Raw genomic sequence first — 11,247 nt, forward strand, 5'->3', positions numbered from 1 at the left:
TCTGCGCATAGTGGAATTCATGGCCGCGGATCAGCGCGCCTTGAGCCCCCAGCACGCAATCGGCGCGCAGCCGCGCCTCGCGATAGCCGAGATTCATCTTCCGCTTGGCGAAGCTGGTGACGTGCCCGAGCAGGCCGAGCATGCGATGCGTTTCGCCTGCGGCATCCTCCAGCGCTTCGCCAAGCACCATGAAGCCGCCGCACTCGCCATGGACGGGCCTGGTCGCGGCGAAACGCGCCATTCCGGCAAGGAAATTCGCAGCGGCGGCAAGCTTGCCGGCGTGAAGCTCGGGATAGCCGCCGGGCAGCCAGCAGACATCGCAGCTGTCGTCGGGCGCCTCATCGGCGATCGGTGAGAACGGGGCGATTTCCGCACCGGCCCTGCGCCAATAGGCGGCGACATGCGGGTAGAGGAAAGTGAAGGCGGCATCCTCGGCCAGAGCTATCCGCTGGCCGGGCGGCTGCAGCGCATCGGCGAAGCCGCCGGCTGCCGGGGTGAGGGGCGTCGCCAGCCTCATCACGGCGTCGAGGTCGAGCGATTTCTCCGCCATGTCGGCCAGCCGGTCGAGATGCGCCATCAGATCATCATACTCGCCGGCCTGGACAAGGCCGAGATGCCGTTCGGGCAGATTCAAGGTGGGGTCGCGCAAGATGGCGCCGACGACAGGCAGGCCGATCGCCTCGATGGCGTCGCCGGACAGCCTGCGATGGCGCTCGCTGCCCAGCCGGTTGAGCACGACACCGGCCATGCGCACGTCCGGATCGTAGGTGGCAAACCCCTTGGCGACGGCCGCCGCCGTGGTCGACTGGCCTGACACGTCGAGCACCAGCAGCACCGGCAGGCCGTAGAGCCGGGCGAGATCTGCGGCCGAGCCGGTTCGCCCCGGCGCGGCCGGAATGCCGTCGAACAGGCCCATGGCGCTTTCCAGGATGACGAAATCGGTGTCGTCGGCCTGTTGCGCGGCCAGCGCATTGAGCAGCGACGGCGGCATCGCCCAGCTGTCGAGATTGACGCCGGACAGGCCGGTGGCGGCGGTGTGGAAACCGGGGTCGATATAGTCGGGGCCGGATTTGGCGCCGCGCACCTTCAGGCCGCGCCGGGTGAGCGCGCGCAAGATGCCGATGGTGACGCTGGTCTTGCCCGCGCCGGAGTGCGGCGCGCCGATGATGATTGCGCGGGCGGTCATGCTTGCCCCGTCAATGCCGCGCGCATGGCGACGATGCCGCCGACAACGATCAGCGCCGGTGAGGTCAGCCCCGCGGCGGCCGCTTCCTCGGCGATGGTTGCGAGCGTGGCGACGACGGTTCGCTCCTGCGGCGTGGTGGCGGCGACGATCACCGCCGCCGGTGTCGACGGCGCCAACCCGCCATCGAGCAGCGCTGCCGCGATCAGCGGCAGATTGGCCATGCCCATATAGACCACGACAGGCTGGCCGGTGCGGGCGATCGCCGTCCAGTCGATGTCGTCGTCAGTGCCTGCGGCGTGGCCGGTCGCCAGGATCACCGCCTTGTTGATGCCGCGCATGGTGGCCGGGATGCCGGTGGTGGCGAGCGCGCTGAGGCCGGATGTCAGGCCCGGCAGCACGCGGAATGGAATGTTTTCGCGTGCGAGCGCCAGGGCCTCTTCGCCGCCACGGCCGAAAATATAGGGATCGCCGCCCTTGAGCCGCACGACACGGCGGCCCTCACGCGCCAGCCGGACCAGCAGAGCGGTGATGTCGTCCTGCTTCATCGACGGCTGGCCGCCGCGCTTGCCGGCAAAAAACAGCTCGGCGTTTGCGGCAACGGCGACGACATCTGGCGAGACCAGCGCGTCGTAAACCAGCGCATCCGCTTCGGCCAAGGCCGCCAGCACTTCCAGAGTCAGGCAGCCGGGGTCGCCGGGGCCGGCGCCGGCCAGCCATACATGGCCCGGCTCCAGTGGGCGCGGCTTGAAGTTCAGCCGCGAAAAGGCCTGTTCGAGCGCGCCGCCGCTGTTTCTGGTGTTGCCGCTCACAATCCGTCCCGTCCGCGAAAACGCCTCTGGTAGTGGGCGTCGTACAATGAACTTTCGCCAAAACCTTCCGCCGCCAGCGAGCGGCCGACGAAGATGATCGCGGTGCGCTCCATCGGATCGGCGGCCAGTTGTGCCTCGATGGTAGCCAGCGTACCGGTCAGCACCCGCTCGTCCGGCCAGGAGGCGCGGAAGATGATCGCCACCGGACAATCGCCGCCATAGTGCGGCGTCAATTCGGCGACGACGCGGTCGACGGCGTGAATGGCAAGATGAATGGCGAGCGTGGCGCCGGTGCGGCCGAAGCCGGCCAATGTTTCGCCAGGCGGCATTTTTGAGGCGCGTCCGGAAACGCGGGTCAGCACCAGGCTCTGCGCGACTTCCGGAATGGTCAGCTCGCGGCGCAGTGCCGCGGCCGCGGCCGCGAAGGAGGGGACGCCCGGGGTCAGCGTGTAGGGGATGCCGTGCTTTTCCAGCCGGCGGATCTGTTCGGCCACCGCGCTCCACACCGACAGGTCGCCGGAATGCAGGCGGGCGACATCATGGCCTGATTTGTGCGCGTCGACATAGGCCGCCTCGATCTCGTCGAGCGACATAGGCGCGGTGTCGATCAGTTTCGTCCCCGGCGCGCAATGCTGCAGCAATTCAGGCGCGACGATCGAGCCGGCATGCAGGCAGACCGGGCAGCTTGCCAGGAGCCTGGCACCGCGCAGCGTCATGAGGTCGGCGGCACCCGGACCGGCGCCGATGAAATGAACGGTCATGGCGCGTCTCCGCTGATGGCGATGGCGCAGGTGACCGGGCCAACTACAATTCGTGGGCCAAGCAGTCTGGCGCCGGTGCCGACCACGGCAAGGGCCGATGCTTCGGAAACCGAGGGCGTGCCGGCGACTTCTTGCGAGAGGTCGGAGTGGCTCAGCGTTTCCCCCGAGACGCCCCGAAGGGCTGCGTCATCGACGATGATGACCGGAAGGTTCAATGCGCTGCCTGCGGCGGCAATCGCCACTTCATCCCTCTTCGGCGCGGCAGTTGCCAATGCGGAAAGCGCCGTCATGGCCAGCCCATGCGCTTCGAGAGCGGTTTCAATCGCGGCAAGCACGTCTTCAGCGCTCACGCCTTTTCGGCTGCCGATGCCTGCGACCATCATGGTTTCACCCAGCTCCATTGGGTGACCGGCATGGCCGGCCGCCAGGCCTGCATCGAGCCGACAGGGGATGCGCGAGAGATGGCAATCCGGGTGAGATCACCACCAAGCTTTGTGTGCCGCGCGAAAAGCAAGGCTTCCATCTCCAGCGTCACGGCGTTGGCGACGAGACGGCCGCCGGGGCGCAGCGCCTCGATGGCGGCGTTCAACACGCCGGTATCGCTGCCGCCGCCGCCGATGAAGATCGCGTCCGGCGTGTCCAGCTTGGCCAGTGCCTTGGGCGCGCTGCCTTCCACCACGACAAGGCCGGGAACGCCACAGGCGGCGGCGTTGCGGTGGATGCGGGCGGCGCGGGTCGGATCGGCTTCGATGGCGATCGTGCGCATCAAGGGATGCGCCCGCATCCATTCGATGCCAATGGAGCCCGAGCCGGCGCCGATGTCCCACAGCAATTCGCCGCGCCTCGGCGCCAGTGTCGACAGGGTGATGGCGCGGATTTCGCGTTTGGTGATCTGGCCGTCATGGTCGAACAGATGATCGGCAAGACCAACCGTGAGCGGCAGGACGCGGGCTTGCGGATTCGGCTCAATTTCGATCGCCAGCACATTGAGCGGATTGATGTTTTCGAGTTCGAAGGCATCGGCGCGTGCGGTGCGCTGGTTCTCCTTTGGCCCGCCCAGCGCCTCAAGAACCGTCAACCGCGAGGCGCCGAAGTCGAGTTCTGTGAGCAGGCGGGCAATTGCATCAGGCGCTTCGGCATCCGACGTCAGCGCCAGGATGCGCGCATTGGGCTGCAGCAAGGGCCGGACCAGATCGAGCGGCCGGCCATGCAGCGAGACGATCTCTATATCCTGCAGCGCCCAACCAAGGCGGGCGGCGGCCAGCGAAACGGCCGACGGCGCGGGAATGACATGCATCTCCCGCGGCTTGACCTTGCGGGCGAGTGTGGCGCCGACGCCGTGGAAAAACGGGTCGCCGGAGGCGAGCACACAGACGTTCTTGCCGGCAAGCGCCAGCACATCGGCCATCCCGGCATCGAAAGGCACCGGCCAGGGACGCTGCTCGCCCTTGGCGAAAGATGCGACCAGCGCCAGGTGCCGCTTGCCGCCGAAGATGATCTCGGCCTTGGCAATCCGCTGCTTGGCCTCGTCGCCGAGACCCGCTAAACCGTCCTCGCCGATGCCGATCACTGTCAGCCATTTCGGTGTGGCGCCGCGCGAACTTTCAGCAGGCATGATGACCCACCGCATTCTGATCCTCGGCGGCACCACGGAAGCCCGGCAACTGGCCGGCAAGCTTGCGGTACGCGCCGCGGTCACGCTGTCTCTGGCTGGCCGCACCGAAAGCCCGGTCGCGCAAGGCGTGCCCGTGCGAAGCGGAGGCTTTGGCGGCGCCGAGGGGCTGGCCGCCTATCTCCGGGAGGCCAGCACCGATCTGCTGATCGACGCCACACATCCTTACGCGGCGCGAATCTCCGCCAATGCCGCGCAGGCGGCGCGGCTGACCGGTGTGCCGATCCTTGCTTTGCGCCGCCCTGGCTGGAAGCCGGTCGAAGGCGACTGCTGGACGCTGGTCGATACGACAGGCGACGCCGTGCGAGCGCTTGGCCCGGCGCCGCGCCGCGCCTTCCTGGCGCTTGGCCGGCAAGAGGTTGCTGCCTTCGAGGCTGCGCCCCGGCATCACTACCTCATTCGCAGCGTCGATCCCGTCGAGCCGAAGCTGGCCGTGCCCGATGCGACCTATCTGCTGGCGCGCGGGCCGTTTGGCGAGGCGGAAGAACGCGTGCTGCTCGAAAGGCATCGCATCGACGTGGTCGTCTCCAAGAACAGCGGCGGCGCCGCCACTTACGGCAAGATAGCCGCCGCGCGAGCGCTCGGCATCGACGTGGTCATGGTCCGCAGGCCTGATCTGCCGGACGTGCCTTCGGCTGAAACCGTCGATGAGCTCGCCGCGATGGTCGATCATTTCGTCGAGCCCGCCGCCGAGCGTGGCGTATAGACGAGCGCCGGTTTGTCGCCGCGCTTGATGATCCGGGTTTCCGGCGAGCCGATGATGATGCAGGTCGCCATGTCGGCCTTTTGCGCGTCGACATCGGCCAGCAGATAAACCTCGATGCGCTCGTCGGGACGGCCGGCGGCGCGGCCGAAAATGACCGGCGTGGTGCCGGGCAGGATCGCGGTCAGGCACTCGAAGGCGCGGCCAAGCTGCCAGGGGCGCGCCTTGCTGATCGGGTTGTAGAGCGCGATGACGAAGCCGGCGCCGGCCGCGGCCAGAAGGCGCAGTTCGATCAACTCCCAGGGCTTCAGATTGTCGGACAGCGAAATGGCGCAGAAATCATGACCGAGCGGCGCGCCGATACGGGCGGCGACGGCGAGCATTGCGGTGATGCCGGGCACGACGGCGACATCGACCGTGCGCCATTCGGCCGGGCCGGCCTCGATCGCCTCGCACACGGCGGCCGCCATGGCAAAGACGCCGGGATCGCCGCCGGAGACCACTGCGACGTCATGGCCCTCGGCGGCCTTGATCAAGGCATCCTTGGAGCGGGCGAGTTCCTCGCGATTGTCGGAGGCGACACGGGTCTGGTCCGGGCGCAGTTCGAGCCGGTCGAGATAGGGCTTGTAGCCATAGAAGAATTTCGCTTCGGCCACGGCGCGGCTGGCTTCAGGGGTGACCTGATCGGCCTTGCCAGGCCCGAGGCCGATGACGGTGAGACGGCCGCTCATGCCTGCGCTCCCGGCGCACCGGGCCGGCCGGACCAGCCGGCGACCAATATGATGGCGAAGTAGGGCGCCTTGTCGTCCTGTTTGTCGGCGAGCTTCATCGAGACGCTGCCGGCCATGGTGCCGCGCTCGACATAGACGGCGCGGGTCAGCTTGCCGGCGGCCTCCAGCGCACGCCTTATCTTGGGCAGGTTGCGGCCGACCTTCATGATGACGGCTGCATCGGTGTCGGCCAGCCGACGGGTCAACTCGAATTCGCTCATCGTGCCGGGCAGCACGGTCAGCACATCGTCGCCCTGGACGATCGGCACACCGGTCTGCGACCAGCAGCCGGACATAGCGGTGACGCCGGGGATGACCTCGGTCGGGAAACGATGGGCGAGGCGCACATGCAGATGCATGTAGGAGCCATAGAACAGCGGGTCGCCTTCGGACAGGACGGCTACCATTCTGCCTGCTTCGAGATGTTCGGCGACCTTTCCCGCCGCCTCCTCGTAGAAATCGGTAATCTGCGAGCGGTAGTCCTCGTGATCCTTGTCGATCTCCGTGGTGACGGGATAGAGCAACGGCAATTCCAGCATGTCAGGCCGGAAGCGGGCCTCGACGATGGCACGCGCGTTGCTGTTGTTGCCGCGCTTGGCGAAATAGGCAACGACATCGGCCCCGGCCAAGGCCCGAGCGGCCTTCAGCGTCAACAGTTCGGGATCGCCGGGACCCGTGCCGACACCAACGAGCCTGCCTTTGGGAAGTGCGTTCACAGGCCCGGCCTCGCCAGGGAATTGAGCGCGGCGGCGGTCATGGCGCTGCCGCCGAGCCTGCCGCGCACAATGGCATAGGGCACGCCGTAGGAATTCTCGGCCAGCGCATCCTTCGATTCGGCGGCGCCGACGAAGCCCACAGGCATGCCGATGATGGCCGCCGGCTTCGGCGCGCCGTCACGCAGCTTCTCCAGGAGATAGAAGAGCGCGGTCGGCGCATTTCCGATTGCGACGACGGAGCCGGCAATGCGTTCGCCCCACAGGTCGATCGCGGCGGCGGAGCGGGTGTTGCCGATGGCTTTGGCGATGTCGTGCGTGCGCGGGTCGCGCAGTGTGCAGATCACCTCGTTGCCGGCCGGAAGCCGAGTGCGGGTGACGCCATGGGAGACCATTTCCGCGTCGCAGAAGATCGGCGCGCCGCCAGCAAGAGCCGCGCGCGCGGCGGCGACGAAGTCAGGCGAGAAAACGAAATGGCTCGATGCCTCTACTTGGCCGCAGGCATGGATCATGCGGGTCGCCACATCGGCCTCTGCTTCCGAGAAACGCGAAAGGTCAGCTTCGGCGCGGATGATGGCGAAGGAGCGCTCGTAGATCGCGGTGCCGTCGTGGATGTAGTCGTAGGCGGCCATGCTCATTTCCGTGTTTTTGGTTTGGGCCTGTCGGTAAGTCTCGGCGATTGCTGCCGGCGCGAGCCTTGTCAGGCAAGCGGCGGCGGTCTCGCCCTGAAATCGTGCGCTGCGGATCACCGCCGAGACGCGACCGATGCCGCGCGCGGCGTCATAGCCCGGCCTGTAGCCCGCAGGAAGGGCCTTTGCCGTCGCGTTCACGACAAGTCCGGCTCCATTTTCGCCGCCCACGATCGTGAGCGCCGCAGGGCCAGGATGCGCGCAGCCCTTCGCGCAGCCGGAAATGTGCAGGGTGAAGTCGAGGATGTCGGCGTTTTCGGCGGCGATCGTGTCGGCGATGGCGCGGGTGGCGATGCGGCCGGAGGCGCAAGCCGGCGAGCCGGGGCAGGCGGCGATGTGCGTGCGCGGATCGGAGGCGGAGGTGACGAAGCCGAGGGCGGCCGCGGTGGCTTGGAGGCTTGTGCAAGCCGCGTCTGGCTGACCAACGAATAGCAAGGCACGGCCCGGGGCGAGACGGATTTCGGTGGTGCCAAGGGAAAGGGCGTGCTGGGCGAGGGCGATGACTTTATCAGCCGGCATGCTGCCGTAGGGGAGAGCGATGCCGAGGGCGAAAATGTCGCCGGCCAAGGGGAAAAGACCGATAGGTTTGCGCGGGGTGCCCCCCTCTGTCCTGCCGGACATGTCCGGCAGGACAGAGGGGGGCGTGACAGAATGCCAGCCTGCGAGAGAGGCCAATTGCCTCTCCGACAAATCTCTCGCATGCGCTTCGCGGCCCCTTTCGGCGACCATCCTGAGCGTAGCGACGGCGATGTCTCTGGCGGCATCCGCATCGGCACTTGCCAATACCTTCGCGTTTCGGCCGTCGCCGGCGACCGATACGCTCCAGATGATGTCGTTGTCGGCCCGCACCGCCTTCAACCGCACATCGGCCGTCAATGCATCCATGCCTAGCTGCCCGCCGCCGTCGACGATGACCGACACCTTCGGCCCCAGCCTTGGCGTCAGCCCGGCGTCCTCGACCGCCACCCTGATCCGCTCAGCCAGCGGTCGTGGATCGGCAATCTCCTGCGGGTCGATGCCCGCCAGCGGCCCCGTCTCGACCGGCACGCCGGTCCGCACCGTAATGCCCAGCGCATCGACCTCCGCCGCGAGCAGCGCCGCACTTGCCGCCGTCAACCCGCGAATCTGCAAGCTTCCACGCGCGGTCACTTCCATGATGCCGTTGCCATGCCGCAGGGCGGATTCGGCCAGACCGATCAAAAGCTTCGGCGACAATCCTCCATAAACCGGGTTGAGCCGCACCAGCAGCCCATCGCCCGTCTGCATCGGCGCCGACAAAGCCGGGCAGGCGCCGCGACGCGAGAAGGCGTTCATGCCGCCACTCCCAGCGCCTCGGCCTCGGTGATCAGCGCGGCGAGATCGTCGTCGATGGAATTGCGCAAGGGGTGCCAGAGGCCGCGTCGGCGCGCCGCGAGAAAACGTTCGGCAATGACTTTGGCGGCGGCCGGGTTTTCCCGAAGGATAAAGGCGCGGACTTCCGCGTCGCCGACATAGGCGTCGTGCACGGCCTCGATCAGTGCCCCCGATATGGCATGCGTGGTTTCGGCGAAGCCGACCAGCCGGTCGACCGTCTCGGCGAATTCAGAGGCGCCGCGCGGGCCGTGCCGCATCTGGCCGGCAATGAAGCGCGCATTGACGGCGCGGGCGCGCACCACGCGCGACACCGCGTCACCGACCGAGCGCGGCGTCGGCTTTTGGGGGTCTGTCGTGTCGAGCACGATGACATCGGCGTTCCGGCCAAGCGCGGCAAGCGCGGCTGAAAAACCGCCGATGAAAGCGACGTCGGCGGAGCCTTCCAAAATGTCGCGGCCTGGGTCGTCGCCGGTGTGGACCAGAAGATCTGCCTCGGCGATGCGGGTTTCGAACGCGCCGGGCGCCGAGATGCCTTCGCCGCCGGCGCCGCCATAGGCATGCGAGGTGGCGTCGAGATAGGCGCGGCCGATCTCTTCGCGCGTACCCCAGTCACCACTGGACAAAAGATCCTCGACGCCGGCGCCATAGTTGCCGGGCGAGGTGCCGAAGATGCGTGGGCTGATCTTGCCATCCGCACGGGTCCTGGCCGCGAGCGGGTTTTCCGAATCATCCTCGTCGCGGGCGGCAACGGCGGTGGCGGCCGCGTCGATGAGCGCGATCTGGGTCGGGAACATGTCGCGGAACAGGCCCGATATGCGCCAGGTGACGTCGACACGCGGGCGGCCGAGCGTGGCCGGCGGCAGCACTTCGATGCCGGTGACGCGGCCGGTGGCGGCATCCCATTGCGGCCGGCAGCCCATCAGCGCCAGGCCTTGCGCGATCTCCTCGCCGCCGGTGCGCAGCGATGCCGAACCCCAGAGATCGATGACCAGCGAACGCGGCCAGTCGCCATGCGATTGCAGATAGCCGCGCACCACTTCTTCGGCCGCCGCCTTGCCCAGATCATAGGCGGTCGGCGTCGGCATGGTGCGGGGATCCGACGTGAACAAATTGCGGCCGGTGGGCAGCACGTCGGAGCGGCCGCGCGCCGGCGCACCGGCCGGCCCGGCCTTGACGTGGCGGCCATCGAGCGCGGCAAGCAGTGCGGCCTTTTCAGCCTCGGCGCTTTGGCGGCGCATGGCGTCGGGCTCGTCCTCAGCCGCGCGGCCGTAAATATGCAACCCGTCCTTGATGGCGAAGTCCTTGAGATCGCAGAGCCAGGCGTCGATGCGACGCAGCGCCTCGTCGGGCGCGTCGGTCCTAGCGACCCCGGCTTCGGCGGCGAGGCCGGTCTTTTGCGCCGTGTCGACGATCAGTTTGGCCAGGCGGTCGCGGCGGCGGCGATCGAGCCCGTCGGCCTGGGCGTATTCGTCGACCAGGCGTTCGAGTTTGTGCTGATCTTCATCCAAGCCGGCGCCAGTCAGCGGCGGCGGCAGATGGCCGAGAGTAACGGCGGCGATGCGCCGCTTGGCCTGTGCGGCCTCGCCGGGATTGGAGACGATGAAGGGATAGATGACGGGCAGGCCGCCGGTGACGATCTCGGGGAAGCAGCTTTGCGACAGCGCAACGGTCTTACCCGGCAGCCATTCCAGCGTGCCATGGGCGCCGACATGGATCAGGGCGTGCATGCCGAGCGATTTGCGCAGCCACAGGCCGAAGGCGAGCAAGGCGTGACGCGGCGGCAGCGTTGGATCGTGGTAGTCGGAGCGGCGATCGGCCGAGCGGCCGCGATCGGGGGCGAGGGCTACCGTGATGTTGCCGAAGGTGGCGGCGCGGAAGCGGAGGTATTCTTTGTTTGGTGGTGAAGGTTGATGTGTCCCGCCTTCAGCTTTCCCCCAAGCCGCTTCAACGGCAGCAATTGCCTCAGCGGGCAACTCTTTCGATGCGTCCAGATACTGCGTCAGTGTCAGCCCTTGCTTGCCCTGCTCCAGCAAATCCAGCAATTCACGCGGCGATTGCGGAATCCCTTCAACGCCGTAGCCCTGCTCCTTCAGGTCATGCAGCATGGCCAGCACGCTGGACGGCACGTCGAGGCCGACGGCATAGCCGGTACGGCCGGGAGCGCTTGGGTAATCCGGGATCAGCACGGCCAGCTTGCGCTCGGCTCGGGGCGTTTCCTGCAACTTGATGAAGGCTGCCACGCGGTCAGAGACCTGCGCGACACGATCCGGTTCCGGCCGGTTGGCGAAGGCGCGGTGGCCAAGCGCGGGATCGACATGGCTTTCGCCCTTGAAGGAAATCGCGCCGGCGAGGATGCGGCCGTCTAACTCTGGCAGCACGACATGCATGGCGAGGTCGGCAGGGGCCAGGCCGCGCTGGTTGTTTTCCCACACTTCGCGGCGGGTGGTGGCAACGATGACCTGGAAGACCGCCACGCCGGCGCGGTCGAACAAGGTTTCGACGCCGGGTTCGGCGCCGGAGGCAAAGGCGGTCGCGGTGATGATGGCGGCGGGTCTGAGCGCGGCGAGGGCGGTTTCCACGAAGGCCAGGGA

The 11,247-nt window shown here is 67.6% G+C and carries 10 protein-coding genes and 1 pseudogene; 1 reads left to right on the forward strand and 10 read right to left on the reverse strand.

What is annotated here, in order from left to right; translation table 11 throughout:
* From C1D09_RS10810 to cbiE, 5 genes are all read right to left on the reverse strand, one after another.
* A partial coding sequence (locus C1D09_RS10810) for a cobyrinic acid a,c-diamide synthase CobB (protein WP_143974252.1) occupies positions 1–1,186 on the reverse strand: 1,186 nt, incomplete at its 3' end.
* Entirely contained in the window at positions 1,183–1,995 is an 813-nt protein-coding gene (gene cobA / locus C1D09_RS10815; RefSeq protein WP_143974253.1) for a uroporphyrinogen-III C-methyltransferase, read from the reverse strand. The genes cobA and C1D09_RS10810, both read right to left, overlap by 4 nt.
* Complete coding sequence (gene cobM / locus C1D09_RS10820; protein ID WP_143974254.1) at positions 1,992–2,756, reverse strand: precorrin-4 C(11)-methyltransferase; 765 nt, start codon at positions 2,754–2,756, stop codon at positions 1,992–1,994. The genes cobA and cobM overlap by 4 nt, the downstream gene beginning before the upstream one ends.
* Positions 2,753–3,139 (reverse strand): cobalamin biosynthesis protein, encoded by a 387-nt coding sequence (locus tag C1D09_RS10825; RefSeq protein ID WP_143974260.1) that lies wholly within the window; start codon positions 3,137–3,139, stop codon positions 2,753–2,755. The genes cobM and C1D09_RS10825 overlap by 4 nt, the downstream gene beginning before the upstream one ends.
* Complete coding sequence (gene cbiE, locus C1D09_RS10830) at positions 3,136–4,371, reverse strand: precorrin-6y C5,15-methyltransferase (decarboxylating) subunit CbiE (protein WP_143974255.1); 1,236 nt, start codon at positions 4,369–4,371, stop codon at positions 3,136–3,138. Before cbiE ends, C1D09_RS10825 begins: the two co-directional genes overlap by 4 nt.
* Position 4,372: 1 nt before the next feature.
* On the opposite strand from cbiE, the gene C1D09_RS10835 reads away from it, so the two are divergent.
* A complete protein-coding gene (locus tag C1D09_RS10835; RefSeq protein ID WP_143974256.1) occupies positions 4,373–5,134 on the forward strand; it encodes a cobalt-precorrin-6A reductase in 762 nt (253 codons plus the stop codon).
* Here the strand turns inward: C1D09_RS10835 and C1D09_RS10840 are convergent.
* From C1D09_RS10840 to cobN, 5 genes and pseudogenes are all read right to left on the reverse strand, one after another.
* On the reverse strand, positions 5,098–5,862 hold the full coding sequence (locus tag C1D09_RS10840) for a precorrin-3B C(17)-methyltransferase (protein WP_143974257.1): 765 nt from the start codon (positions 5,860–5,862) through the stop codon (positions 5,098–5,100). The two genes, C1D09_RS10835 and C1D09_RS10840, sit on opposite strands and share 37 nt — an antisense overlap.
* Positions 5,859–6,617 carry a precorrin-2 C(20)-methyltransferase gene (locus tag C1D09_RS10845; protein ID WP_143974258.1) on the reverse strand — a complete coding sequence of 253 codons (759 nt, stop codon included), beginning with the start codon at positions 6,615–6,617 and terminating at the stop codon, positions 5,859–5,861. The genes C1D09_RS10840 and C1D09_RS10845 overlap by 4 nt, the downstream gene beginning before the upstream one ends.
* Entirely contained in the window at positions 6,614–7,246 is a 633-nt protein-coding gene (locus tag C1D09_RS10850) for a precorrin-8X methylmutase (RefSeq protein WP_143974261.1), read from the reverse strand. The genes C1D09_RS10845 and C1D09_RS10850 overlap by 4 nt, the downstream gene beginning before the upstream one ends.
* Positions 7,247–7,261: 15 nt before the next feature.
* A pseudogene (gene cobG / locus C1D09_RS10855) lies at positions 7,262–8,617 on the reverse strand (precorrin-3B synthase); the annotation flags it as partial.
* Positions 8,614–11,247, reverse strand: a 2,634-nt coding sequence (gene cobN, locus C1D09_RS10860) for a cobaltochelatase subunit CobN (protein WP_143974259.1), incomplete at its 5' end; no start/stop codon positions are given. The pseudogene cobG and the gene cobN, both read right to left, overlap by 4 nt.

It is taken from the genome of Mesorhizobium intechi (genome assembly GCF_002879535.1).
GTDB classification, from domain to species: Bacteria; Pseudomonadota; Alphaproteobacteria; order Rhizobiales; family Rhizobiaceae; genus Mesorhizobium; species Mesorhizobium intechi.